Here is a 26116-nt window from a genome sequence, read left to right on the forward strand (position 1 = left end):
GCACGCTGCGTCCCGAGTCCGACCGTGGACGACATCGTCGAGTGGCTGCGAAGCCGACCGTACTACGAGGGGCAGATCCACGAGCATCGACGGACTCCCGCCCGCGACCCCACGTTCGTCGACGTCGACCTCGAATCTCGCCTCGCGTCGACGTTGGAGTCCGAAGGCATCACGAGTCTCTATCGCCACCAGGCCGAGGCGATCGAGGCCGTCCGCGACGGCGACAACGTCGTTCTCGCCACCGAGACGGCGAGCGGCAAGAGCCTCGCCTACACCGTCCCGGCGTTCGAGCGGGCGATGGACCACGGCGGGAGGAGTCTGTATCTCGGCCCGCAGAACGCGCTCGTCGCCGATCAGGAGGAGACGCTCTCGGAGTTGGCGCGAGGACTCGGCTTCGGCAGTCGCGTCTCCGTCGCGCAGTACACCGGGCGGCTGAACGATACCGAGAAACGCGACGTCCGAGACCGCCGACCCACCGTCCTGCTCTCGAACCCCGACATGCTGCACTACGCCCTTCTACCCTACAACCACCGTCTCTGGGACTGGTTCTTCTCCTCGCTGGAGACCGTCGTCGTCGACGAGGTACACAGCTACCGAGGTGTCTTCGGCAGCCACGTCGCGCTGACGCTCCGGCGACTCCAGCGGATCTGCGAGCGCTACGACGCCGACCCGCAGTTCGTCTGCTGTTCGGCCACCATCGGCAACCCCGTCGACCACGCCGCACGGGTGACCGGCGAGGAGGAGTCGTCGTTCACGCTCGTCGACGAGGACACGAGCGGAACCGGCCCACGGCACTGGCTGTTGTGGAACCCGCCGGAGTACGAGGGAGAGAGAGGAAGCGGTCGCCGTCGGTCGAACCACGTCGAGACGAAGAACCTCTTCGTCGACCTCGTCGCGGCGGGTCACCAGACGCTGGCGTTCACCCGCGCTCGTCAGGCGGCCGAGCGGTACGCCACGGATAGCTCGACGGAACTCCGAGAGCGCGGCGCGCGCGACGCCGCCGGTGCGGTGGAGGCGTACCAGGCCGCGCTCTGCCCCGAGCGTCGCCGCGAGATCGAAGCGGGTCTGCACGCCGGCGAGGTTCGCGGCGTCTGGAGCACGAACGCCTTGGAGCTCGGCGTCGACGTCGGTGGTCTCGACGCCGTGTTACTCGACGGCTACCCCGGCACGCGGATGTCTGCCTTCCAACAGGCGGGGCGGGCGGGCCGCGGCGACGACCCCGCGCTCGTCGTGATGGTCGGCGGCGAGGACCAACTCGACCAGTATCTGATGAACAACCCCGAGGATTTCTTCGAGGGCGACCCCGAGTGGGCGCTCTCGAACCCCGAGAACGAACAGCTGTTGCCGGGTCACGTCCGGTCAGCAGCGAGTGAAAACTGGCTGTCGACCGACGACGAACGGCACTTCGGGTCGCCGTTCCCGGACCTCGTCGCCGACCTCGAGTCCGCGGGGAAGCTCGACCGGCGCGACACGGCCGACGGCGTCCGCTGGACGAACGCCGGCGGCAGCCCGCAACACGAGATGAGCCTGCGAACCATCGACGACCGCGAGATCGACCTGTTGGACCGTCGGAAGAACGAGGTCGTCGGCTCGCTCTCTTTCTCGGACGGCCTCCGCGACGCCCATCCGGGAGCCGTCTACCACCACCAGGGGCAGTCCTACGAGGTGGTCGACCTCGATCTCGACCGCGACGTCGCCGAGCTCCAACCGACGTGGGCGGACTACTACACGCGCATCCTGAGCGACAAGGAGATCGACGTCGAGGCGGACCTGCTGGAAAAGCCGCTGTCGGCGCGGCCAGACGTCCACGTCCGGTTCGCCGACGTCACCGTGACGACGCAGATCACCGGCTTCGAACGTCGGGACCCGAAGCGCGGCGAGGCGATCGGCCGCGGGTCGCTGGACCTCCCGGCGACGACGCTCCGGACGAAGGCGCTGTACTACACCGTTCCTCCGGACGTCGACGCCGAACTACGCGAGGAGTACGGCGAGTGGGGGTTCAACGGCGGCATCCACGCGGCCGAACACGGGACCATCTCGCTGCTGCCGCTGTCGCTGCTCTGTGACCGGGGCGACGTCGGCGGGATCTCGACGCCGTATCACGACCACACCGAGCGAAGTACCATCTTCATCTACGACGGCTACCCCGGCGGCGTCGGCCTGGCTCGCGGCGGCTACGACCGGATCGAAGACTTGCTGGTGCGGACTGCTCGACTCGTCGACGACTGCGACTGTGCGGACGGCTGTCCGGCCTGCGTCCAGTCGCCGCACTGCGGGAACGCCAACGAACCGCTCGCGAAGGAGCCCGCGGTGACGTTGTTGCGAGCGCTGACCGAGTAGCGAACGACGCTGTCGAAATAATCACTCACTGCGGCGACCGCGACCGGCGGAGTCGGAGCGTCACGCGTGAACCGCCGGTCGCAGACTCCTCGAAGCCGAGGACGCCCCGTGAAACGTCGGCCACCGCGCGGACGACCCAGAGGCCGAGGCCGCTGCCGTGTCGGAGCTGCGTCAGTTCGGCCTCGCCGGTGAGAACAGCCTTCTCGTGTGCCGGGATGCCCGGTCCGTCGTCGGAGACGCCGACGGTCACCCAGTCGTCGTCCGCAGTGAGCGAGAGGTCGACGGTCGGCGTCTCCGAGCCGTTGTGTTCGACGGCGTTCTCGACGAGTTCCTCGAGGGCGAGCGAGAGATCCGAGTCGGCGTCGACCCAGTACTCCGCGTCGCCGTCGGCGACGTCCACGGTGACGGCTGCGTCGGGATACGTGCGTGCCGCTTCGGCGGCCGCGTCCTCGACGAGCGCTCGAACGTTGTAAGCCTCGTAGTCGACGGCTCCGCGGTCGTAGATTCGGATGATCTCTTTGGCGTTGTCGGCGAGGCTACCGATGGTCGCCGCGTGTCTGCTGACGACTCGGGCCGAGTTGGCCAGCTCCTCGTCGTCGACGCCGTCGGCGAGGATGTCACCGTGACCCTGTAGAACCGTCGCGCTGTTCCGGAGGTTGTGTCGGATGACGCGGTTCAGCACGGCGATCTTCTGGCGTTCGCGGGCGAGTTGCTCTGCGCGGACACGGCGAGCGTCGTAGAACCCGATGATGACGTGTGCGGCCGCGCCGAGCGCCAGCAGGTTCGCGACGGTGAACGTCGGCGCTCGGAGCGTCGTCCCGAGTTGGGTCTGGTAGACGAGGTTCGCGACCATCACCGAGCCGAGGACGACGACTCCGAGGAGGTTCCAGACGGAGATGCGAACGACGTTCGTCGTCGTGAACCCGCTGCGGGCGAGAGCGATTCCGACGAGAAAGAGACCGAACGAGACCAGCGAACCGATGACAGCGAGCGAGAGGCCGAGGAGCGGCCCGCCGCCGAGATGTGTGAGGTGGGGAACTAGAAGTGCCAGCCCGGTGAGACTCACCGAGCCACTGGCGACGACCCGGCGGAGGCCGCCTCGGTCCCGTCTGTCGGCGACCTCCGTCGGTTCGTCGAGCGTGTCGAGCATGAGCGCGTCGCGAACGACCGCCCGGAATGTGCGAGTCGGAGTACTCATCACCACCCCTTCTCGTCGACGGAGCATGTACCTTATCCGTTAATTCTCGACATCGAGAACCAGACGAGCCGAGCGCAAACAACAGCTATTTTTGGTTGGCCTAAAAACTCAGGAGCAATGAGCCAGGACATCTGTGTGGTCGTGCCGACGATTCGGGAGTACGAGTGCATGCGGTCGTACTTCCGGAACGCCCGCGAGCACGGGTTCGACCTCGATCGGCTGTTCGTACTGCTGGTCACCGAGGACTTCTGTGACACCGACGCGATGGAGGCGATGCTCGACGAGGAGGGCGTCGACGGGGCCGTCTTCGACGGGAGTCGACGGGCGGAGTGGTACGAGGCGAACGACGTCGCACAGTACGCCCACGTCGTCCCCGCGGCGAGTCACGCCGAGACCAGTTTCGGCCTACTCTACATGTGGGCACACGAGCGGTTCGACTACGGCGTCTTCATCGACGACGACACTCTCCCGCACGACGAGTGGGACTTCTTCGGCCGGCACATGGAGAACCTCCACTACGAGGGCGAGATAGAGTCCGTCCGCTCGGACGAACGGTGGGTGAACGTCCTCTATCAGAACGCCGACGAACACGGCCTCTACCCCCGCGGCTACCCCTACGGCGCGATGGACGAGACGGTCGAGACGGGAACGGCAGAGGTGATGGACGTCGTCGCCTCGCAGGGGCTCTGGACGAACGTCCCCGACCTCGACGCCGTCCGCATCCTGATGGACGGCGACCTGCGGGGACAGGCCCAGACCAGAACGTCGAAAGACGACTTCACGGGTGACTTCGTCGCCGACCGCGGTCAGTATCTCACCGTCTGTTCGATGAACCTCGCGTTCAAGCGCGAGATCATCCCGGCGTTCTACCAACTGCCGATGGACGACAACGAGTGGGACGTCGGTCGCTTCGACGACATCTGGTCGGGCGTCTTCCTGAAGCGCGCCGCAGACGTCCTCGATAAGGACGTCGTCAACGGCTACCCGCTGTGTGAGCACAACAAGGCACCGCGACCCACGTTCGACGACCTGAACAACGAGGTGCCGGGGCTCGAACTCAACGAACATCTCTGGGAGGAGATCGACGACGTCGGCGGCGACGCCGAGAGCTACGCGGCCGTCTTCGAGGCCATGGCCGACGCGCTCGCCGAGGGCGACTGGGAGGAGTACACGAACGGGGAGTTCTTCACCTACGTCGGCGAACACATGCACGAGTGGCTCGACTGTCTCGACGCCCTCGCGGCCCCGAAGAAACCGGCAGTCGCCGATGACTGAGCCCGGAGAGTTCTTCGTAAGCGGTTCCCGAACCGGCAGCTATAAATGATTTAGGTACACCTAAATCATACATGAACGACGACGATAGGGAGCCACGGCTGCACGGTCGACGACGATTCCTCGCGGCGGGCGCGACGGTCGGAGCGACGGGCCTCGCGGGGTGTAGCAGTCTGCTGCCGTCCTCGGGGAACGACGGCGGCGACGGCGGTAGCGGGAACAGTACCGCCAACGGGACGGCGGGCGAGCAGATCGGCTCCGGTCGGTCGCCGTTCGGCGATCGGACCATCGAGGGCGGCGTCTCGATGAACGAGATGCCCGACCTCGAGGGCGAACTGACGCTCTACTCCGGCCGCGGCGAACCGCTCGTCGGGACGCTCGTCGAGTTCATCGAGGATCTCTACCCGAACTTCACGGTCCAGCCGAAGTACGACTCGGCGATGAACCTCGTCAACCTCATCCAGACGGAGGGTGACAACAGCCCCGCCGACGTATTCTTCTCAGTCAACGCCGGGGCGCTCGGCCAGTTGAAGCAGGCCGGGCGGACGACGTCGCTCCCGGACGAGGTGCTGGAGTTCGTCCCCGAACAGTTCCGCGACCCCGACGGCAACTGGGTCGGCACCTCCGGCCGCGCCCGGTCGGTGCCGTTCAACACCAACCAGTTCTCGAAGTCGGAGATCCCCGAGGACGTCATGGCGTTCCCCGAGACGGAGGCGTTCCGCGACAACCTCGGGTGGGCACCGACCTACTCCTCGTTCCAGGCGTTCGTCACGGCGATGCGCATCCTCGAGGGCGAGCAGGCGACGCGCCAGTGGCTCCAAGGGATGCAGGACCTCGGCGTCCAGTCGTACAACGACGAGTTCCTCGTCTCGCAGGCCGTCGCCGACGGCGAGATCGGTGCCGGCTTCGCGAACCACTACTACACGCTCCGGGTGCAGGCCGGACGTCGGAACCCGCCGATCGACGTCGCGTTCACTCAGAACGACGCGGGCGCCATCTTCAACGTCGCCGGCGGTGCCGTCGTCAACAGCAGCGATCAGACGACGCTCGCCGCGAACTTCGTGCGCCATCTGCTGTCGGCGGAGGCGCAGGACTACTTCGCCCGCGAGACCTTCGAGTACCCACTGGTCCCCGAGATCGAACCGCTGGCGGAGCTACCGAACATCGACGAGTTGAACCCACCCGAGGGGTTAGACCTCACCCAACTGTCGGATCTCCAGGGGACCGTCGAACTGCTGCGCGACGTCGGCGTCCTCTGAGAACGACTGACAACGATGGCGACGGACCAACAGACCGGGACGACGGCGAACGACGGACGGACAGATAACCTGCCGCTGGCACCGACGGTCGCCAGTGCGGCCGTCGCTGCGGCGGTGTTGCTCCCGCTCGTCTGGCTGGTCAAGAACGCGCTCCAGGTCGGACTCGAAGAGGCGCTGGCGCTGACGTTCCGACCGCAGACGCTGGACGTCTTCGTCAACAGCGCGCTGCTCGTGACGGCCGTCACCGTCGCGTCGGTGCTCCTCGGCGTCCCGCTGGCGTATCTCACCGTCCGTACCGACCTCCCGTTCAAGAAGTTCTGGACCGTCGCCGTCTCGCTCCCGCTCGTCATCCCGAGCTACATCGGCGCGTTCGCGTTCGTCTCGGCGTTCGGTCCGCAGGGGTCGTTCCAGCGATTGCTCGCGCCGCTGGGCGTCGAGCGCCTACCGGAGATCTACGGCTTCGTCGGCGCGAGTCTGGTGCTCACGCTCTACACCTACCCCTACGTCTACATCACGACGCGGGCGGCGCTGAAGTCGATGGACACGACGCTGATCGACGCCGCGCGGACGCTCGAACACACGCGCTGGGAGGCGTTCAAGCGCGTGACCGCGCCGCAGATCCGCCCGGCCGTCGCCGCCGGCGCGTTGCTCGTCGCACTCTACGCACTGTCAGACTTCGGGACGCCCGCGATCATGCGGTTCAACGCGTTCACGCGGGTTATCTACGTCGAGTTCAACAGTTTCAACCGCGACCTCGCGGCGCTGCTGTCGCTCCAACTGGTCGGCGTGACGTTCCTCGTCCTCGCACTCGAGTCGCGCATCCGCGGCGACCAACCGCTTCACTCGGGGCGACAGGGCGGTCGCACGGGCGACGTCGCCCGCCTCGGGAAGTGGAAGCTCCCGGCGCTCGGGTTCTGCGCCGCCGTCTCCGGACTCGCGCTCGTCGTTCCCGTCGGCATCCTCTTCGTGTGGTTCACACGGGGAGTCGGCGACGTCGGGGGGGGACTGGCGTTCGAGTTGACCTACGTGGTGAACTCGGTCGGCGTGTCGGCCGCCGCGGCGGTCGTGGCGACGGCGTTGGGGCTGCCGGTCGCGTACCTCGCAGCCCGCCACCGATCGCGACTCGCAGACGCGTTCGAGCGGTCGACCTACGTCGGTTACGCGGTTCCGGGCGTCGTGCTCGGCCTCGCGCTGGTCTACCTCGGGACGCAGTTGGAGATCGGCGGTGAGGTGCCGCTGTATCAGACCGTCTACCTGCTCGTCTTCGCCTACCTCGTCCGGTTCCTGCCGCAGGCGGTCGGGTCGATGCGCGCCTCCTTCCTCCGGGTCAACCCGGCGCTCCCCGAGGCGGCGCGGACGCTCGGGCGCACCTCGGCGGGTGCGTTCCGCGAGGTGACGATGCCGCTCGTCGCACCCGGCGTCGTCGGCGGCGCGGCGCTCGTCTTCCTCACGACGATGAAGGAACTACCGGCGACGCTGTTGCTCTCGCCGCCGGGGTTCCGGACGCTCGTCACGCAGGTGTGGGCGGCACACGAACAGGGCTACTTCGGAGAGGCGGCGATGCCGGCGCTCATCTTGCTGTTCGTGTCGGGGCTGTCGATGCTGGTCATCCTCTCACAGGAGGGATACGATGTCAAGTGAACTCGAACACCGAACCAACGTACTGAAAGGTGAACCGACTGACGACGCCGTCCTCGAACTCGACGGCGTGACGAAACGCTACGGCCAGGAGACGGTCATCGACGATCTCTCACTGTCGGTCCGAGAGGGAGAGATCCTCACCCTGCTCGGCCCCTCGGGCTGTGGGAAGACGACGACGCTCCGCCTCGTCGCGGGGCTCGAACGGCCGGACGGTGGCGAGATCCGCCTGAACGGGAACCCCGTCTCCCGACCCGGCGAGTTCGTCCCGCCCGAACAGCGGGGGATCGGCGTCGTCTTCCAGGAGTTCGCGCTGTTCCCGCATCTCACTGCCCGCGAGAACATCGCCTTCGGGCTCAACGAGTGGTCGAAACGCGAGCGGCGCGAGCGCGTCGACGAACTGCTCGACCTCGTCGATCTCGAGGCGCAGGGCGACTCCTACCCCGACCAGCTCTCGGGCGGCCAGCAACAACGGGTTGCCCTCGCCCGGTCGCTCGCTCCCGAACCCGCGATGATCCTGCTCGACGAACCGTTCTCGAACCTCGACGTCGACCTCCGGGTGCAGATGCGCGAGGAGGTGCGTCGCATCCTGAAGAAAGCGGGCGTTACCGCCGTCTCCGTCACACACGACCAGGAGGAGGCGATGTCCATCTCCGACCGCGTCGCCGTCGTCAACGACGGTCGAATCGAACAGATCGGCGACCCTGAAGGCGTGTTCCAACACCCCGAGTCGCGGTTCGTCGCCTCCTTCCTCGGCCACGCGAGTTTCCTCTCGGGGTACGTCAACGGCGACGACGTCGAGACCGACCTCGGGACCGTCCCGCGCGAACAGATCCACGGTCTCGCCCCCGAGTACGACAAGAGCCGCATCGACGTCCTCGTCCGCCCGGACGACGTGATCGCGACCCCTGCGAAGAACGGCGACGCCCACGGGCACGTCGTCCAGCGGCGCTACCTCGGGCCGACCATCCTCTACGAAGTCGAACTGGACAACGGCGACAGCGTCCAGTGCATGCACAACCACGACGACACGGTGCCGCTCGACGCCGACGTCGCCGTGGCCGTCAACGCCGACCACGAGCTGTCGTGGTTCCCGCACGGCCAGCGTACGGCGGTCCACTCGAGCGACTGACGGATGAAAAGAGAGCGTCGGCAGCGACGGTTCGCCCTCCTCGGTCTCGTCGTCGCGCTGCTGGCCGGCATCGCCGTCTACGTCCTCGCGACCAACCTCTTTCCGTACCACTCGGTCAACGACGACGAGGGCGTCTACCTCCTGCAGGCGTCGATGCTGCTGGAGGGACAGCTGTTTCTCTACCCCGGCCGGCTCGCGGAGGTGGTCCGCCCGTGGTTCTTCGTCGTCGCGGACGCGCCGACGGAGGTCGGCGGCGTCGAGATGTACGGCAAGTACTCCCCCGTCGTCCCCGCCGTCTTCGCGCTCTCGAAGGCGCTGACCGGCCGGTTCGACGTCGTCCTCGGCGTCGTCGCCGCCGGCAACGCCGCGCTCGTCTACGGGCTGACGGCGCAGGCGTTCGACCGGCAGACGGGCGCGCTCTCGACGCTCGTCCTCCTCGGATCACCGCTGTTTCTCGTCACCTCCGCGACGTTCCTCTCGTACGCGCCGGCGACGTTCTTCAACCTCCTGTTCGGCTTCGCGTACGTCCGGGCGGCCCGCCGCGAGAGTCTCCCCTGGAGTGTGGTCGCGGGGACCGCCATCGGCGTCGTGTTCTTCGCGCGGTCGTACACGGCGGTGCTGTTCGCGCTCCCCTTCATTGGCCACACGCTGGTGTCGCTGTGGCGGGCGTGGAAGGCCGAGGAGTTCGGCCCGGTGTTCGGGCGGTATCTCGGTATCGCCGTCCCCGGTCTCTGCTTCGTCGGCGCGACGCTCGCGTACAACGCCGTCGTGACGGGCGACCCGCTGGTCTTCCCCTACGCGGCGTTCGCCCCGGCGGACGGCGTCGGCTTCGGCCGCCGCGAGATCCTCGGCTACGAGCGGCACTACACCCCCGCCTTGGCCGTCGAGACGACCGTCCGACTGCTCGCGCTGTTCGCGACGAAGTGGACCACGGCCGGCCTCGTCGGGACGCTGGGGTTCCTCCTCGGTCTCGGGGTGACGATCCGGCGGGCGTTCGCGGGTCCGGCGTCCGCACGGCGACCCTCGCCGCTCTCGAAGCGGGGACGGGCGGCCGCTCGGATGCCCGACCGCGAGGTGCAACTCGTCCTCGCAGGGCTGGTCGCGAGCGTCGTCCTCGGCAACGTCTACTTCTGGGGGACGTTGAACGGGATGCGCAACGAACTGATCGACCTGCTCGGGCCGTTCTACCACTTCGATCTCCTCCTGCCGCTGTCGGCGTTCACGGCCGTCGGGGCGCTCACGGTCGTCCGGACGCTCCGTCGCGAGGCGCGAGCGCGGTTCTCCCCGGCGGAGGTCCGCGGCGTCCTGCTTCTCGCGCTCGTCGTCTCCGCGCCCGTCGTCGCCACCGCCGAGGCGCAGGTGCTCTCGGAGCCGTTCGCCGAGAACGGCCAGCGGACGGCGAATCTCGCGGCCACCTACGAACCGCTCGTCGAGACCGAGTTCGACGACGCCGTGGTCTTCCTCCCCGACCCCTACGGCGACTGGCAGCAGCATCCGTTCCAGTACCTCCGCAACGACCCCGGGTTCGACGGCGACGTCCTCTACGTGCTCGACGGCGGACCGGACCGGGACGTGGAGACGTTGAACGTCGCCGCGAACCGGACGCCGTACCGGTTCACCTACCGGGGCGAGTGGACCGGCGCGGTCGACCCGGTGACGCCGCGGCTCCAGCAGCTGGACGTCTTGGAAGGCCAGCGGGTGAACGCGACGTCGACGCTCGGCGTGCCCGCCCGCGCCACGTCTGCGACGGTCCGCCTCGAGAGCGAGACGGGGTACGCCCGCTACGACGTCGGCGGCGTGGAGCCCGAGGGGTCGCTGACCGTCGAGTGGACGCTGACGCCCGACGGCGCGCGGGTGACGAACCTCCCGGCAGCGACCGACCCGGCGCAGGTCGCGACACCGGACGGCGCGAGCGAGGTCGACCTCGTCGTCACCTTCGTCACCCAGTCGGGGGCGACGGTGACCTACCGGCAGGAGGCGACCGTCGACGCGAGTGGAGACGAAATTCGCGTCGTCTGGCCGCCGGAGACGCGGGTGTGCTCGTTGACGACGGAGTGCGGCACGGAGGGGACGTACGTCGGCCCGGCCGGTGACTACGTGTCGGGCGTGTCGGTCGAGACGGACGCGCGAGTCGCGGGCGAGACCGACGTGCAAGTCGTAAACGAGACGGCGTGAGACGGGGCCGCTTTTGAGGCGCGCGAGTCGACAGCGCGTCCCCCTTTCGAGAGACACAACCGCTCGATAGCAAGAGAGTGAGAAACTACGAATCTCCCCTACACCCCCTACATAATACGACGGAGAGGGGAGCGAACGCTACAACTCGCGCGTCCAGACGACGGCCTGACTGTTCGACAGTTCGAACTCGTCCGCATCCTCGTCGACGCCCGGCGCGGCCAGTTCGACGTCCCACCCCTCGGTCGCGACGGGGACCGCGATCTGCTCGCGCAGCGATGCGGGTGACACCGTCACTGGAACGCCCTCCATGTTGGCGGCGAACAGCACCTGTTCGTCGCCGTCGGGCGACTCGCGTAGCCCGTAGTAGAGGACGGTCCCCTCCGTCGGGTGGACGTAGCCGAAGTCCTCGCGGTCGTAGTCGAGATCCGCCAGCAACCACTCGCGCTCGTGGCGGAACTCGCGGACAGAGAGGTCGAAGGCGGTGCGGTCGTCGTCCTGCGAGTCGTGCCAGTGCGCCAGATTCGCGAAGTCGTGGACGTCCCGCATCCACGCGTAGGCGTAGGCTTCGAGGTCCGCCGGCGAGAGGTCGTCGCCGAACGGCTGGTCGATCGCCGACAGCATCGCGGCCATCACGTCGAGGTCGTAGTTCGTCGCGTCGACGGCCGCCGAGAGCGCGTTCATGAACGTCCGCAGTTCGTCGCGGCTCTCGAAGCCGAGCTCTTTGATCCGCTGGAAGTGCGTCGGGTTCTGGAAGTCCTGCGGGCGCACCTGCCAGTAGAGGAACTTCGACTCGTCGGCGACGACCTTCACGTTCCAGACGGAGTCGGTGTCGCGCATGAACCCCCACGGCGCACGCATGTTGGCGTGGACGAAGTCCATCGGGACGCCCGGGAGCATGCAGTGAAACAGCATCGACGACGCCGGGTTGTCGTAGGCCTCGTCGAGCGTTTCTGGTAACGTTTCGCCGAGGTAGGGGTTCACCGGCGACTGGTTGAACTCCACCGTCGGGTCGATCTGCGTCCCGCGGCGGACGGTGTCGTGGTTGGCGACGCCGGTCAGCCAGTTACCGCCGAAGTCCGCCACCTCTCGGACGCGCCACCACTTCGTCGCCCAGAACGTCAGCAGGGCGGGGGTGTTGTGCGCGAACGTGATGGGCGACCACTGGAACGAGTGGGGGTGCTGTTCGATGAGCGCGCGGTAAGAGGAAGCGAGTTCCCAGTCCTCGCGCGGCCACGGCCGGCCGTCCTCGTAGATCATCCACGGACGGTACTTCTGACCCGCGACCTCCTGGACGATCTCGTCCATCTCGGCCAGATAGTCGTCGTCGTGGACGCTCTCTTCTAACTCTTCGTCCCAGTTGGTGAAGTCCTGTGCGCCGTCGACACGGATGCCGTCCGCACCGAAGTCCATCTTCCGGCGCTGCATCTCCAGGAGGACCGCGCGGACGACTGGGTGGGGGTACTCCAGTTCCTGGCCGTACATCCCCGGTCCCTCGAAGTAGTAGTCGTTGAGCAGTTTCAGCCCGCCGTTGTCGGAGTGGCCGAGTGCGACGTCGAAGACGATGCGGATGGGGTCGGGGAGGTTGTGGCAGGTGGCGATGAAGTCGACCAGTTCGTCGGGGCGACCGGTCTCGAGGATAGCGGGGTTGGTCGCCGAGAACGCCGAGATGACGATGTCGTACCCCCAGTTGATCATCTCCGGGCGGTCGACGGCGACCTCGACTTCGCTGGCCTCGGGGTCGTCGGTCTCGACGGACCAGAACTCGTGGAGCTCCTCGTTCTCGGTGATCGGTTCGACCGGCATCACCTGGATGGCGTCGTAGCCGACGAAGTTGCGCTCGGCGGGCGTCAGATCGTCGCCCGCGCGGCGTTTCTCGCCGATCGTCTCGTACTGCCGGGCGAGACCGCCGAGCGACCCGGCCTCCGTGGCGGTCCCGGGGTGGATCTCCAGCATACTCGTCGCCGGGTCGACGCGCGGAACGCCGTCGTCCTCGGACGTCGGGATGCGCTCCGCGTCCGTACCGAAGGCCTGGAAGTACTCGCTGTCGGCGCGCTCCTCGTCCAGTCGCTCCATGTCGTACAGCTCTGCGGGCGCGAACGCCCCGAACGGGACGGAGTAAGCGAGTGGGTCGGGGATCGTCTGCCACTCGCCGTCGTGCTGGTAGGTGAGTCGGTAGAGCGACCCGAGCTGCTCGCGGGTGCCGGGACGCATCCCGGAGACGACGCCCCAGTGGAACTCGCCGTTGCGACGCAGCGGGACGCGCTCGCGGTGGAACGTGAGACTGTCGTGGCCGTACGGCTCGACCCCGTCGGTCGGCGTGAGAACTTCGAGGTAGACGTCGCCTTCGGAGACGCCCTCGTCGAGCAGTTCGGGCGTCCAGAAGCCGACCTCGGCGTGGCCGTCGGTGTAGTGTGCGCCGAGGCGGGTGACGATCTCCTTCATCGCCTCGAACTCTCGGTCGTGGCTGGCGAGGACGTCGTCGTGCCAGTCGACGAGGTCGGCGGTTCGGTCTTCGAGTAGGCTGCACTCTCCGTAGGTGTGGCTCATGTGGTGGTGTCTGTGTCGCTGAATGTGGTCTGTCGGCGGTGCAACGGAAGAACGGGGTGAGGCTGTCCTCAGTCCTGAATCGGGAGGACGACGACGTCGTCGACGGTCAACTCGCCGTCGACGAGGACGTCCTCGCCGGAGACGACGTCGCGCGTCTCGACGGACTCGGCGACCGAGAACGACGCGCGTCCACCGCCGAAGTTGAGCGCGACGACGTACCCCTCGCCGCCATCTTGACGGACGAACGACGTGACGCGGTCCGAGTCGGCCTCGTAGTCGACGCGCCGGAACCCGCCTTCGAACTGGAGCGCCGGGATCTCCTTTCGCGTGTCGATGAGCGTCTCGTAGTGGTCGCGGAGCTCCTCGTTGGCCTCCTCCCACGCGAGCGCGTCGCGTCGGCCGAGTTGGCCGAGCTCCTGTCCGCCGTAGAGCATCGGGACGCCCGGGAGCGTGAACAGCGCGCCCGCGGAGGCCAGCGCCGCCGGTTCGCCGCACTCGACGACGTAGCGCGTCTCGTCGTGGTTCTCCTGATAGAGCATGAACGACGCGTGGTCGGGGAAACCGACTTCGGTGCGCTGGTCGATGGCGTCGAGGATGGCGTCGGCCGACTGGTGGCCGTTGCCGACCTGCCGCATCGTGAAGTACAGCGTCGTGTCGAAGTGCATGTCGAACATCCCGTTGTGGAAGTCAGCGATGTACGGGATGGTCTCGTCCAGGAGGAGGAACTCGCGGTCGTAGGACTTCACGCGGTCGCGCAGTTCCTGCCAGAAGGCGTTGGGGACGGCCCACGCCATGTCACAGCGGAAGCCGTCGGCGACGCGCATCCACTGGTCGACGGCGTCGAGCAGATACCGCCGGACCTTCGTGTTCTCGAAGTTCCAGTTGGCGATGTACTCCCAGTCGAAGTAGGTGCCCGGTTCGCCGCTGTCCTGCCACTCGTACCAGTCGTAGTACTCCGAGTCGGGGTTCTTGTACGCGTCCTGGAAGTACGGATGCTGGCGCGCCGAGTGGTTCATCACGAGGTCGAACAGCACCTTCATCCCGTGGTCGTGGGCGGCGTCGACGAACGCCTCGTAGTCCTCGCGCGTCCCGAGGTCCTCCGCGACGTCGAAGAAGTCGACGATGTTGTAGCCGTGCGGCGCGTGGTCGTTCTGGAGCACGGGCGTCAGCCAGAGACAGTCGACGCCGAGCTCTTCGAGGTAGTCGAGACGCTTCGTCAGCGCCTCGAACGTGTTGTCCGACTCCTCGTCGTCGGAGGCGAAGCCGCGGACGTAGATCTCGTAGAGCGTGACGTCTTTCGACCACTCCGGCGGGTCGTTGAGACGGACGACCGAGACCGACTCGCCGGCCTTCTCGACGGAGACCGAGTCCGGGACGGAGTAGGACTCGCCGATGGCGACGCCGTGGACGCGGACGCGCTCGTCGAAGGCGTCGACGGGGATGCGAACCTCGCGGTCGTCGACGGTGACGTCGCCGCGGGAGACGTCGTCGCGGTCGTCGAGCAGGAACTCGACGTCGAGCTCCTCGGCCGACCGACTGCTCTTGGGGTTCGGCTGCGGGTGGGCCTCAACGACGACGGTGTCGCCCTCGACCCGCCCGCGCAGTTGGACGCGCGGTCGACCGCCACCCTCGCCCTCCTTCTCCGCACCGAGCGCGCCGCTCCCGGAGCCGCTGACGCCGGAGACACCGGAGACCCCGGAGACGCCGGAGATGCCCGAGACGCCGCTCCAGCCGCTCATACCGCTCATGCCGGAGGCACCGAGACCGGTGCCGCCGACGGGACGGAGCGATCCGGGGAACGCCCGGATCGTGAGTTCGTGGGTGCCGTCCGGCGCGTCGAGTTCGACGGTGTATCGGCCGGGCGCGTCGGGGACGAACTCCTCGACGTCGTCGGTGCCGACCGTCACCTGGCTGGAGACGGGTGCGCTCTTGACGTGCCAGCTGTACGTCGCAGCAGGGTCCGGGTCGCGAGGGGCGAGTTCGAGCGTGTCGCCCACCGCCGCGAATCGGGGTGGCCCAGGATGATGCATGGTAGACTCCAGCCATCAACGGTACTTTGGTTTTTCTCCTTGAACGAGTATTGTGTACACCCGTAGTAAAAGTATAGTCAAGGTTTATATACCTACTCTCGGAACGTCGCACAACGTCCGTCGAAGTCGGGAGAGCGCGGGTCGGCGAGCCACTGGTTTCACCGGGTCTGAGCCCCCCACCTTGCGGATTCCGCCAATATTTATATAGTGGGACCCGCCTGTCACTCTATGCGACTGCGAACCGCGCTGAACGATTACAAACGCAACCGGGGTGGGCGTTTCCCGGAGGAGTGTCCGACGGCGGCGGGCGCCTTCTCGGGACACGGGGACCGACTGGTCTACGTCGACCCCGGCGGTTTCATTCGGGATTACTCCTCAGCGTTGTCGGGGCTGTACGGGATCGACCGTTCGCGCTTCGGTATCGAGACCGACGAGGGGACTCACTGGTTCGACGAGTTGGACTCGGTACGGCAGCACTACTACCGCGAGACGAACCTCGTCGAGACGGAGTACGACGCCGGCGCGTTCACCGTCCACCAGTACGACCTCACGCTCGGTCGTGCGCACGTGACACACGTCGAACTGCGCGGTGCCATCCCCGCGGACGCTCACCTCACTGCCTTCCTGACGCTCGCTCCCGAGGGGCGCGAGACGCAGGTCGGACGGCTCATCCACGAGAACGGCGGCCCGAACGGGACGAAGGCCGTCGAGGTGTTCCACCGCAATGAGCACGACTACGTCACCGCCTCGACGGGGCTCGACGACGTACGTGGACAGATCCCCGAGCGGTTCGAAGAGATCCTCTCGGAGGACTACTTCGACTTCCCGCGCGAGGCCGTCCTCAACCGGTACGAGGACACCCACCTCAGCGGCGACGTCGTCGTGAGCGCCCCGCTGGAACGCACCGGTCGAGCCGCCCAGACGACGCTCGTCACGCAGCTCTCGGATCACGACGAGGTCAGCCGCGAGGAGGCGCTGGCGGACCTCAGACACTGCGCCACCCACCACGCCGACGCGGACTCGCTTCGCGAGGCCGGGCGTGCGCACGCGGAGGTGACCGTCCCCGAGAACGCGCCGCGTTCGAATCTGGTGCGTGCGGACCTGCGAGTACTCTCGCTGTTGACGGCGCCGACCGGGTCACACATCGCCGGCCCCGAGTTCGACCCGTTCTACGCGCACTCGGGCGGCTACGGCTACACCTGGTTCCGCGACGACGCCGAGGTCGCCTCCTACCTCCTGGACGTCGACCGTATATTCGATCTCGAGGTCGACGACCAACTGCAGACGAGCGCCCAGTTCTACTGCGACACCCAGCAGGACGACGGGACGTGGCCGCACCGCGTCTGGGCCGTCGACGGGTCGCTCGCCCCCGGGTGGGCTCACGCTCGCGTGGAGGGCTCCGACCAACCCGAGTATCAGGCCGACCAGACGGCGAGCGTCGTCGCCTACCTCGCGACGCTGCTGCGTCACCGCGGCAACGGACTGCCACACGCCCTCGCGAGCGACGTCCGCAAGACGATCCGCGCGGGCGTCGACGGACTCGACGACACGCTGGCCGACGACGGTCTCCCCGAGCGCTGTCAGAACCTCTGGGAGAACATGAGCGGCCGGTTCACCCACACCGCTGCAACCTTCCTGAAGGCGTACAGCACCGTCGCTCGCGCGCCGGTCGAGGACAGTCTGCGACGACACGCGGCCGAGCAGGCGACGGCGATCTACGAGGCGCTCGACGACCTCTGGGACGAGGACCGCGAGGTGTACGCACTCCGTATCGAGAACGGCGACATCGACGCGCGCTACGACTCGGCGACGTTCGCGCTCGTCGACGCCCTCGACGAGTACGACTCGCTGGAAGGGCTCACGGCGGAGGATCTCGACCGACTCACCACGCACGTCGAGGAGACGCTCGACGGTCTCTACCGAGACCCGCCGGGGAGTCCGGTTGCCGGCCTCATCCGGTTCGAGGAGGACTTCTGGCGGACGTGGGACCAGGACTACGAGAAGGTGTGGTCGGTGTCGACCGCGTGGGGGGCGAACGTCGCCGCCCAACTCGCGACGCTGCTCGACTCGTTCGGTCGCGAGCGCGACGCCGACGACTTCTTCGACCGAGCGGGCGACCTCTACGAACTCATCGAGGGTGACGGACCGCTGTGTACTGAGGCGGGCTACCTCACAGAACAGGTGTTCGACGACGGCACGCCCGACAGCGCCGCCCCGCTCGGCTGGTCACACGCCCTCCGACTCCACACGACCGCACTCCTCCGCGAGTACGACGCGCTCCCGTCGGCGAAGAAGTCGCCGTCCGGACCGGAGGGACGGCCGCGGTGGACGACCGGCGAGAAGTACGGCGTCGGAACGGTCGCCGACCACGTGGAGACCGACCCCTCGCGCGTGTGGTTCACGCTCACCGAGGGCGCGCTGACGGAGGTGCGCTTCCCGCGGGTCGACCTGATGAACCTCCGGACGCTGGACTTCCTCGTCGTCGACACGAACCCCAAGTCCGAGTACACCGCGCGGACGCACAACGAGACCCGCCGCGACGACGCCGCCGACACTGTCGAGCGCCGCGCGGAGATGGTCGAAGACGACTCGCTCGTCTTCCGACAGATCGTCGCCGAACAGGGCGACGGGCGGGGTCACGAGTGGACGCTCACCGTCGAGTACGCCACCGACCCCGAACACGACGCGCTGTTGACGGAGATGCAGTTCGAGGCCGACGACGACAACGAGTACGAGGTCTACGTCATCGCCGACACGGCGCTGACGAACACGGGCAACATGGACCGCGGTCTGCGTCTCGGCCAACCCGGCCGCTACCACCTCGTCGCGCGCGACGCCAGCGCCTACGACAAGGGTCACGAGGACGACCCGCTTCTCATCGACGAGGACGGCAACAGATACAGTATCGCCGTCGCGGTGACGGCCGAGGAGCGGTTCGACTGGGCGACGGTCGGCGTCGCCGGGTCGGACTACCTCGGCCAACTGTTCGGTCGGGGCGAACTCCCCGACTCGCAGGAACGACTCGACGACGAGAACGTCGTCCTCGTCGGACGGATCGGCGGCGGCACGAGCGTCGAGCAGACGCTCGCACTCGGCTTCGCCGAGAACGCCGACACCGCCGCCGCGCTCGGCGAGGCCGTCGGGGCGCTCACGCGCGGCTACGAGACGGTTCGATCGGCGTACATGGACTCCTGGGAGACGTTCCTCGCGGACAAGCCGCTGCCCTCGTCCGTCGCGGACGAACCCCCTCTCGCCAACCAGTACAAGGCCTCGCTGATGGGGCTGCGCGCGGTCGAGGACAAGACGTTCCTCGGCGCGGGTATCGCCTCGCCGTCGGTGCCGTGGGGTGAGGCCGTCGCCGCCGAGGAGTCGAAGGGGTACGGCTACAACTTCGTCTGGTCGCGCGACCTCTATCAGGTGTTCACGGTGTTCTGGGCCGTCGGCGACCTGAAGACGGCGACGGACGCCCTCGAGTACATCTACAACTATCAGCAGGACGACGAGGGGTTCATCCCGCAGAACACCTATCTCAACGGGAAGACCCGCTGGGGCGGCGAACAGATCGACAATATCTCCTTCCCGCAGGTGATGGCGTACATGCTCTGGGAGTCGGGCGTCGACTTCGAGGAGACGGAGTTCGACTTCCAGAACGTCAGACGCTCTGCGGACTACGTCGCTCGCAACGGTCCCGAGACGGCACAGGAGCGCTGGGAGGAGGAGGCCGGCTACTCGCCCTCTTCCATCGCCGCCGAGATCGCTGGACTCGCGTGTGCGGCGGCCATCGGCCTCGACGAAGGCGAAGAGGCCGACTCGCTGATCTGGCTGGCGCTGGCCGACGAGTGGACCGACCGCGTCGAGGAGTGGACCGCCACGGAGACGGGGACGGACCTCCACACGAACACGCCGTACTACGTTCGGGTCACCCGCGACGGCGACCCCGAAGCGGGCCACCTCCGGACGCTCGCCAACGACGGGCCGACGCTCGACGAACGCGAGATCATCGACGGCGGCTTCCTCGAATTCACGCGGTTGGGGATCAAGCCGTGGGACGACAAGGTGATCCGAAACACTGTCAAAGAGGCCGACGACACCATCCGCGTGGACACGCCGCACGGTCCGGCGTGGTACCGTTACAACGGCGACGGCTACGGCGAGCAGGGTGCCGACGCCGAGGGCGCGCCGTGGACTATCGAGACGAAGGGGAAGGGCCGACTGTGGCCCATCTTCACCGGTGAACGCGGCGAGTACGAACTGCTAAAGGGGACTGAGAAGGGGCCGCTTGAGCCGAACCGCCTGCTCAAGACGATGCAGGGGTTCGCCAACTCCGGTCGGATGCTCTCCGAGCAGGTCTGGGACCGCGAACACACCACGGCCTACAACTGGGCGTTCGGCGAGGGGACGGGCGCTGCGACGCCGCTGGCCTGGAGTATGGCGCAGTACGTCCGTCTCGCCCACGGCATCGACGCGGGCGAACCCGTCGAGATGCCGGCGTTCGTCCGCGAACGCTACCTCGAGACCGACCGTCCCGAAGGGCCGACGCTCCGCGTCGACACGCGCTTCAGCGGCGACCACCTCGAGGTGATGGGCGAGACCGACGGCGCCGTCGTCGCCGTCCGCACGCCGACCGAGACGGTGCTCGTCGAACCCGAGGACGGCGAGTTCGAAGCGACGGTCAGCATCGAGTACGGCGAGAACCAGGTGACAGTCGCCGCCGCGACCGACGAGGACCTCACCGTGGCGGGGACGACGGTCCGCCGGTTCACGCTGTAGATCGACGACGCCCCCTCCGGGAGCGACTCGTTCGCGTCGCGTGCGCCTTCGAGTGTCTCAGATCGTCTGCGCCTGTCCGCTCAGTTGCTCGCGCATGTAGAAGTACACCGCCAGCGCGAGCAGACCGGGGACGAAGCCGGCGAAGAACAGCGCGACGATGCCGAGCGCCCACGCCGGCGCGTACGGCACGGCGCGGCGCTTCGCGTCGCGGTAGACCCAGAACCCGAGACCGAGTCCGAACACGGGTACGAGCAGGAAGAGCAGAAAGATGACGAGCAGCTCCGGACCGCCGGGGAGAGGACCGAACAGGGGGATCATACGTTCACTCTCTATCGGGGTGACAAATTCTTTGTGCCGCCGCCGAACAGGCACGGACCGCCGCGGCGAGTGCGCTTTTCCCTCGCGGCGTTCTACTCTCTTGACATGCCCACGTACCACCGACAGGTTCGGGTCGACGCACCGCTGGAGACGGTGTGGGACTTCCACTCGCGCATCTTGGGGTTGGAGGCACTGACGCCCGGCTGGATGAATCTCAGAGTCGAGGCTGCCCGCGGGCCGAACGGGGAAGCGGACCCCGAACTGCTCGAGCAGGGCGCGCAGGTCCGGATGTCGATGCGGCCGTTCGACGTCGGCCCGCGCCAACAGTGGGTCTCGCGCATCGTCTACCGCGACCGCGACGACGAGAGCGCCATCTTCCGCGACGACATGCAGGACGGGCCGTTCAAGAAGTGGGTCCACACCCACCGCTTCGTCGCCGACGACGGCGGCACCATCGTCCACGACAACGTCGAGTACGAACTCCCGCTCGACGGCCTGGGGACGGCGGTCGCTCCCTTCGCCGTCGTCGGGTTCGAGCCGATGTTCCGGTATCGTCACCGGAAGACCAGAGAGCTACTGGAGTAGTCGGCGACTCGGAGTGATCGAGGGGGTCCAGCCTACTCGGCGAGTACGACGTCGCCGAGAGGTCGGAGTCGCGCGGGAGTCGGTCGCTCTTTCTCTCACTCCAGTTCGGCCGTCTGTCGGTCCGCGTCCGAGCGTCCGAACCGGATCTCGAAACGAGCGCCGCCCGTCTCGCTCGCGACGACGGTGATCTCCCAGCCGTGGGCCTCGACGATGTCGCGGACGATGGCGAGCCCGAACCCGGTTCCAGCGTTCGAGGTCGTGTGTCCGTGGTCGAAGACGGTGGTCCGCCGGTCCGGCGGGATGCCGGGACCGTCGTCGGCGACGTAGAACCCCCGATCCGCGGCGAGCGGTCCGACGGTGACAGCGACGTCGTGGCCGCCGTGTTCGACCGCGTTGCGAAAGAGGTTCTGGAGCGCCTCCGAGAAGCGCGTCCCGTCGGCGACGACGGTCTCGAGGCCGTCGGCCACCTCGACCGTCGCGTCGTGGGACTCGACGGTCTCCCATGCTCGCGTGACCGACCGTCCGAGGTCGATCTGCGACGTCTCACCGATGGTCTGCCCTCGTCGTGCCAGCGAGAGCACGTCGTCCGCCAGATGGTCGATACGGCCGAGCGCCTCCTCGACCCGGGAGAGATAGCTGTCGTCGCCCGTCTCACGCGCCATCTCGAGGAACCCCTGTGCGACGTTCAACGGGTTCCGGAGGTCGTGTGAGACGACGCTCGCGAACTCGTCGAGGCGTTCGTTCTGTCGCCGTAGCCGAGCGCGCTGGTCGAGTTCGTCGGTGACGTCGCGGGCGATGCCGGCGATGCCCCGAAACGAGTCGTCGTGCGGCAGTAACCGGGTGTGCGCTTCGTACGTCCGGCGGCCGTCGGTGTCCGGTGCGTCGATCTCGACCTCGAAGACGTTCTTCTCTCGGTCGCCCGAGAGCATCGCGTCGACGCCCTCGACGTACTCCTCGGCGATGCCGGACGCGACGAGCCCCTCGTCGACGAGGTCGAGAAACGGGTCGCCGAGCACGTCGTCGACCTCCGCGCCGAGGCTGGCGGCGAACGCCTCGTTGACCTGCGTCATCCGCCCCGCCTCGTCGAGGAGGAACACCCCGTCGGGGACGGTCTCGACGAGGGTCTCGTAGCGCGCCATCTCCCGGTCGCGACGACGACGTTCGAGCGTGTGGCCGACGAGGTCGCCGAGCGTCCGCAGGAGACGGACCTCGCGGTCCGACCAGCTCCGTTCGGTGTCGTGGCTAGCGAACTCCAGCACGCCGCGGAGCGACCAATCGCCGACGAGTGGGACGGCGACGACCGAGGAGACGCCCTGTCGTTCGTACCGCTCGCGTAGCGAGTCGGCCGCCGGCGGCATCGCCGAGAGCCGCTCGATGCGGACGTTCTCGAACCGGCGGAACTGGTCGAGCCACCACTCCGCCCCCGGACAGTCGGCAGCCGTCTCGTCGCCGGGAGCAACCCCGGACCGACGCCACTCGTGGCTCTTCTCGACGTCCGCCAGCGTGACCGAGGCGTCGTCGCCGCCGTCGCCGCCGAGGGCGGGGGCGCTCTCGGTGCTGTAGATGGTCGCGCGCCCCGCACCCACGTACTCGGCGACGCTCTGGAGCGTCCACCGGAGTTTCGTGTCGACCTCGTCGGTCTCGGCGCCCATCAACGTCGTCGACGTGTCGATGACGAGGTCGGTCAGCCCGTCGTAGTACCGGCGGTCGGCCCGGCGACCGTCGTGGTCGGTGCGGTCGGAGAGCGTCCCGACGACGCTTCGGGGCGACTCGCCAGCGAACTGGTGGGTGGTGAGATGATAGCAGTAGTGGCGACGCTCGCCGTCGCCGTCGCGAATCTCGGCGTCGAACTGGACGGTGTCCGACTCCGCGGAGTCGGTCAGCAACTCGAGATGGTCGACCATCGTCCCGTCGGCGTCGATCTCCCCGACGTGGGTGCCGAGTATCGTCTCGCGGTCGTACCCCGTCGTCTCGACGAACAGTTCGTCGACGGAGGTGAACCGTCGCTCACCGTCGAGAACGTACACCGCGTTCTCCAGCGCCTCGATGGCCGCGCCGTACCGCTCTGAGGCGGTCTCCGCGCGGTACTGGGCGACGGCGTTGTGGACTCGATTCGCGAGGACGGCGTACTGGTCGGTGCCGGTCTCCTTCTGCATATAGTCGGTCGCGCCGACCCGGAAGGCGTCGCGAGCGACCTCCTCGCTCCCCTTGCCGGTGAAGAGGATGAAAGGGAGGTCGGGGTACTGGCAGCGGACCGCTTCGAGGAGTTTCAATCCGTCCGTCTCGGGCATCTCGTAGTCGCTGACGACACAGTCGATACGAGAGCCGTCGAGTCGGTCCCGCGCCTCGCATGCGGTCGTCACCGAGATCACCTCCACGTCGACGTCACCGCCGCCTTCGTAGCGTTCGAGATGGGTCTTCACCAACTCACCGAGCGCGGGCTGGTCGTCGACGTGGAGGACGCGAATCGGTGCGTCGGGGCGAACCATGTCGATTGGGAGACAATTATCGGTATTGACTCTTGTGGATGGGTTATCACGTCTGAGACTCACTCAGTCGTCGACCGCTCGGTACGGTCGGCGGCGTCGTCGGCCGACCCATCGCTCCCGGCGGTGACGTAGATGCCGCCGAGGACGACCGCCCCGCCGACGAGCGTCGCCGCCGTCGGCACCTGTCCGAGGAGGACGAGCGCCAGCAGCGTGCTCCCGACCGGTTCGCCGAGCAGCGAGACGCTGACGACGCTCGACTCGAGATGCGCGAGCGCCCAGTTGATGAGCGTGTGGCCGAGCAGCCCCGGTCCGACCGCCATCCCGAGAAACAGGAGCCACTCGCGGGGTGGGTAGCCGACGAGCGCGTGACCCTCCGCGACGGTGAGTCCGAACAACACGGTCGTACAGACGGTGTAGACGACGATGACGTAGGGAAGAAGCGCGATCCGCTGGCGGAGCGACCGGCCGGCGAGGAAGTAGCTGGCGGCGGCGACCGCGCCGACGACGGCCAGCGCGTTCCCGTACAGCGGTCGTGGGGCGGCGACGGCGACGCCGGAGAGCAAGTCGCCGACCGACATCACGATCATGCCGACGACGGCGACGAGGATGCCGACGACCGTCCGACGGGTCACGCGCTCGTCGAGCAGCGCCCAGGCACCGACGGCGACGAACAGCGGTTGGGCCTGTACGAGCGTCACGCTCGCGGCGACGGTGGTCCACTCTAGACTCTCGAACCACGAGGCGAAGTGGATCGCGAGCGCGACGCCCGAGGCGACGGCGACGGCGACGTCGCGGAGTCGAAGCTTCCGGAAGTCGTCGGCGTGGCGAGCGACGGCGACGGGCGCGAGCAGGAGCGTCGTGAACAGTACCCGGTAGAGCGCCTTCACGAGACTCGGCGCCTCGCTCCACGTGACGAGGATGGCGCTGGTGCTGACCGCGAGGACGGCGACGGCCAACCCGGCCAGCGGCGGGACGTGACGGTCGAGTCGCGACACAGATGCATCTCGTGGCTCTGGTGTTTACCGGTTGCGACTCGGTGTCACGTCCCCCAGAGAACCTACCGTTTTCGAGCACGAACCAGCGCCTTCGGGTTCGCAAAAGAGTCGACTGCGCCGTCGTCGGCGAACTCGACTGCGAACCGCTCGTGCGCGCCGGCGGGTGCCTCACGGAACCGCCGCTGGAGTTCCGCGCGGTCCGCGTCGGACACCCCCCGTCTGTTCGATCCACGCGTCGAACTCGAGGTCGTCGCTGCCGCGGTGGACAGCGCTCTCGACGTCGTCCTCGGCGGCCGCCCCGAAACTCGCAGCGGTGTCGCGTTTCTGATCGTTCATAGTCGGAGTTCACAGGGAGACGCGAAAAGTGGTGTCCGGGTGGGGGAGTCTGCGACGAAAGGACGTTCCTCCGCAGGCCGAAACGGGTTTGTCGGGTCCGGGTACAGACACACCGTATGGGTCACTGCACCGACTACGGCGAGGAACTTCGAGAAGTCGTCGAGAGTGAGACGGACGCCCGGTTCAGCGACGCGAAGGTTTGGGAGTGTCCCGACTGCGGCGGGGTTCTCGGCGTGACGCGGATCGGGGTGTGAGGAGGGGAGAGCGCAGTTTTACTCCGCGTCGACGAACTGCGGCCGTTCCTCGTAGGCGATGGGGTCGCGGGTAGCGACGTTTCGAAACGCCTGCAGGCGGAACGCACAGGAGTCGCAGGTGCCGCAGGCGGGTGCCTCCGCGCGGTAACAGGACCACGTGTGCTCGAACGGAACGCCGAGTTCGACGCCGCGTCTCGCTATCTCGGTCTTCGAGTCGTGGACGAACGGCACCTCCAGCGAGATGTCCGTGCCGGGTTTCGTCCCGACGTCGACCATCGTCTCGAACGCCTCGAAGAACTCCGGTCGGCAGTCAGGATATCCAGAGTAGTCCTCGCTGTGCGCGCCGACGAAGACGGCGTCGCAGTCGTTGGCCTCGGCGTAGGAGACGGCCATCGAGAGCAGGTTGGCGTTGCGGAACGGAACGTACGACGTGGGGACGTCGTCGCTCTCCAGGTCGGCGTCCGCGACGGCCATCGAGTCGTCGGTGAGACTCGACGCGCCGATGGCCGAGAGGTGGTCGGTCTCGATGCGGAGGAACTCCGCGGCGTCAAGGTCGTCGGCGAGTTTCTTCGCGCAGGCGAGTTCCTTGGACTCGGTCTTCTGGCCGTAGGAGGTGTGGAGCGCGTAGATGTCGTACCCCTGCTCCTGGGCCTCGTAGGCGGCGGTGGCGCTGTCCATGCCGCCCGAGAGGAGGACGACGGCGCGTTTGGCTGACTGGTCGGTCTGGTCGGTCTGGTCGGTTAGATCGGTCGGGTCGGAATCAGTATCGGTCATGGAT

At 67.5% G+C, this 26116-nt stretch carries 17 protein-coding genes; 9 read left to right on the forward strand and 8 right to left on the reverse strand.

Translation table 11 applies throughout. The features are described 5' to 3' along the window. Positions 1–24: 24 nt before the first annotated feature. Positions 25–2340, forward strand: coding sequence for a DEAD/DEAH box helicase (locus tag BSG17_RS13645; protein ID WP_089824996.1), 2316 nt, complete (start codon positions 25–27; stop codon positions 2338–2340). 25 nt (positions 2341–2365) lie between these two features. Here BSG17_RS13645 and BSG17_RS13650 read toward each other — a convergent pair whose 3' ends face one another. After that, positions 2366–3538 (reverse strand): sensor histidine kinase, encoded by a 1173-nt coding sequence (locus BSG17_RS13650; RefSeq protein ID WP_170864807.1) that lies wholly within the window; start codon positions 3536–3538, stop codon positions 2366–2368. Positions 3539–3655: 117 nt separating this feature from the next. Here BSG17_RS13650 and BSG17_RS13655 point away from each other — a divergent pair, with 117 nt between their 5' ends. The 5 genes from BSG17_RS13655 to BSG17_RS13675 all read left to right on the forward strand — a co-directional run bounded on the left by BSG17_RS13655 (position 3656) and on the right by BSG17_RS13675 (position 11014). Then, entirely contained in the window at positions 3656–4813 is a 1158-nt protein-coding gene (locus BSG17_RS13655; RefSeq protein ID WP_089824999.1) for an alpha-1 4-glucan-protein synthase, read from the forward strand. A gap of 71 nt (positions 4814–4884) precedes the next feature. Beyond that, positions 4885–6069 (forward strand): extracellular solute-binding protein, encoded by a 1185-nt coding sequence (locus BSG17_RS13660; RefSeq protein WP_089825001.1) that lies wholly within the window; start codon positions 4885–4887, stop codon positions 6067–6069. A 15-nt stretch (positions 6070–6084) separates the two neighbouring features. After that, entirely contained in the window at positions 6085–7710 is a 1626-nt protein-coding gene (locus BSG17_RS13665) for an ABC transporter permease (RefSeq protein WP_089825003.1), read from the forward strand. Next, positions 7700–8839, forward strand: a complete 1140-nt coding sequence (locus BSG17_RS13670; RefSeq protein ID WP_089825005.1) for an ABC transporter ATP-binding protein — start codon at positions 7700–7702, stop codon at positions 8837–8839. The genes BSG17_RS13665 and BSG17_RS13670 overlap by 11 nt, the downstream gene beginning before the upstream one ends. A gap of 3 nt (positions 8840–8842) precedes the next feature. After that, on the forward strand, positions 8843–11014 hold the full coding sequence (locus tag BSG17_RS13675) for a DUF7846 domain-containing protein (protein ID WP_089825007.1): 2172 nt from the start codon (positions 8843–8845) through the stop codon (positions 11012–11014). 138 nt (positions 11015–11152) lie between these two features. On the opposite strand, the gene gghA is transcribed toward BSG17_RS13675, so the two are convergent. Next, on the reverse strand, positions 11153–13561 hold the full coding sequence (gene gghA, locus BSG17_RS13680) for a glucosylglycerol hydrolase (RefSeq protein WP_089825009.1): 2409 nt from the start codon (positions 13559–13561) through the stop codon (positions 11153–11155). A 68-nt stretch (positions 13562–13629) separates the two neighbouring features. Next, positions 13630–15591 (reverse strand): alpha-amylase MalA, encoded by a 1962-nt coding sequence (gene malA / locus BSG17_RS13685; RefSeq protein ID WP_089825011.1) that lies wholly within the window; start codon positions 15589–15591, stop codon positions 13630–13632. A gap of 228 nt (positions 15592–15819) precedes the next feature. Between malA and BSG17_RS13690 the strand changes: the two genes are divergently transcribed. Beyond that, a complete protein-coding gene (locus tag BSG17_RS13690; RefSeq protein ID WP_089825013.1) occupies positions 15820–20361 on the forward strand; it encodes a DUF7997 domain-containing protein in 4542 nt (1513 codons plus the stop codon). 57 nt (positions 20362–20418) lie between these two features. Here the strand turns inward: BSG17_RS13690 and BSG17_RS13695 are convergent, their stop codons facing one another. Then, positions 20419–20679 carry a hypothetical protein gene (locus BSG17_RS13695; RefSeq protein WP_089825014.1) on the reverse strand — a complete coding sequence of 87 codons (261 nt, stop codon included), beginning with the start codon at positions 20677–20679 and terminating at the stop codon, positions 20419–20421. Positions 20680–20784: 105 nt separating this feature from the next. Here BSG17_RS13695 and BSG17_RS13700 point away from each other — a divergent pair, with 105 nt between their 5' ends. Beyond that, entirely contained in the window at positions 20785–21264 is a 480-nt protein-coding gene (locus tag BSG17_RS13700) for an SRPBCC family protein (RefSeq protein WP_089825016.1), read from the forward strand. A 95-nt stretch (positions 21265–21359) separates the two neighbouring features. Here BSG17_RS13700 and BSG17_RS13705 read toward each other — a convergent pair whose 3' ends face one another. The 3 genes from BSG17_RS13705 to BSG17_RS27505 all read right to left on the reverse strand — a co-directional run bounded on the left by BSG17_RS13705 (position 21360) and on the right by BSG17_RS27505 (position 25084). Beyond that, entirely contained in the window at positions 21360–23753 is a 2394-nt protein-coding gene (locus BSG17_RS13705) for a hybrid sensor histidine kinase/response regulator (RefSeq protein ID WP_089825018.1), read from the reverse strand. Positions 23754–23812: 59 nt separating this feature from the next. Beyond that, complete coding sequence (locus BSG17_RS13710) at positions 23813–24748, reverse strand: DMT family transporter (protein ID WP_089825020.1); 936 nt, start codon at positions 24746–24748, stop codon at positions 23813–23815. Positions 24749–24916: 168 nt separating this feature from the next. Then, complete coding sequence (locus BSG17_RS27505) at positions 24917–25084, reverse strand: hypothetical protein (protein WP_211609137.1); 168 nt, start codon at positions 25082–25084, stop codon at positions 24917–24919. Positions 25085–25200: 116 nt separating this feature from the next. Between BSG17_RS27505 and BSG17_RS27065 the strand changes: the two genes are divergently transcribed. Then, positions 25201–25338, forward strand: a complete 138-nt coding sequence (locus BSG17_RS27065) for a hypothetical protein (RefSeq protein ID WP_170864808.1) — start codon at positions 25201–25203, stop codon at positions 25336–25338. A gap of 18 nt (positions 25339–25356) precedes the next feature. Here BSG17_RS27065 and queC read toward each other — a convergent pair whose 3' ends face one another. Continuing rightward, positions 25357–26112, reverse strand: coding sequence for a 7-cyano-7-deazaguanine synthase QueC (queC, locus tag BSG17_RS13720; protein WP_089825022.1), 756 nt, complete (start codon positions 26110–26112; stop codon positions 25357–25359). Positions 26113–26116 lie beyond the last annotated feature (4 nt).

Origin of the sequence: Halogranum amylolyticum (assembly GCF_900110465.1) — an archaeon.
Taxonomy (GTDB): Archaea; Halobacteriota; Halobacteria; order Halobacteriales; family Haloferacaceae; genus Halogranum; species Halogranum amylolyticum.

What these genes read in the sequence shown, in the direction of transcription:
- BSG17_RS13650 (WP_170864807.1), bottom strand. Translation starts at nt 3,538, where the DNA reads ATGAGTACTCCGACTCGCACATTCCGGGCGGTCGTTCGCGACGCGCTC.
- BSG17_RS13655 (WP_089824999.1), top strand. Translation starts at nt 3,656, where the DNA reads ATGAGCCAGGACATCTGTGTGGTCGTGCCGACGATTCGGGAGTACGAG.
- BSG17_RS13660 (WP_089825001.1), top strand. Translation starts at nt 4,885, where the DNA reads ATGAACGACGACGATAGGGAGCCACGGCTGCACGGTCGACGACGATTC.
- BSG17_RS13665 (WP_089825003.1), top strand. Translation starts at nt 6,085, where the DNA reads ATGGCGACGGACCAACAGACCGGGACGACGGCGAACGACGGACGGACA.
- BSG17_RS13670 (WP_089825005.1), top strand. Translation starts at nt 7,700, where the DNA reads ATGTCAAGTGAACTCGAACACCGAACCAACGTACTGAAAGGTGAACCG.
- BSG17_RS13675 (WP_089825007.1), top strand. Translation starts at nt 8,843, where the DNA reads ATGAAAAGAGAGCGTCGGCAGCGACGGTTCGCCCTCCTCGGTCTCGTC.
- gghA (WP_089825009.1), bottom strand. Translation starts at nt 13,561, where the DNA reads ATGAGCCACACCTACGGAGAGTGCAGCCTACTCGAAGACCGAACCGCC.
- malA (WP_089825011.1), bottom strand. Translation starts at nt 15,591, where the DNA reads ATGCATCATCCTGGGCCACCCCGATTCGCGGCGGTGGGCGACACGCTC.
- BSG17_RS13690 (WP_089825013.1), top strand. Translation starts at nt 15,820, where the DNA reads ATGCGACTGCGAACCGCGCTGAACGATTACAAACGCAACCGGGGTGGG.
- BSG17_RS13695 (WP_089825014.1), bottom strand. Translation starts at nt 20,679, where the DNA reads ATGATCCCCCTGTTCGGTCCTCTCCCCGGCGGTCCGGAGCTGCTCGTC.
- BSG17_RS13700 (WP_089825016.1), top strand. Translation starts at nt 20,785, where the DNA reads ATGCCCACGTACCACCGACAGGTTCGGGTCGACGCACCGCTGGAGACG.
- BSG17_RS13705 (WP_089825018.1), bottom strand. Translation starts at nt 23,753, where the DNA reads ATGGTTCGCCCCGACGCACCGATTCGCGTCCTCCACGTCGACGACCAG.
- BSG17_RS27505 (WP_211609137.1), bottom strand. Translation starts at nt 25,084, where the DNA reads ATGAACGATCAGAAACGCGACACCGCTGCGAGTTTCGGGGCGGCCGCC.
- BSG17_RS27065 (WP_170864808.1), top strand. Translation starts at nt 25,201, where the DNA reads ATGGGTCACTGCACCGACTACGGCGAGGAACTTCGAGAAGTCGTCGAG.
- queC (WP_089825022.1), bottom strand. Translation starts at nt 26,112, where the DNA reads ATGACCGATACTGATTCCGACCCGACCGATCTAACCGACCAGACCGAC.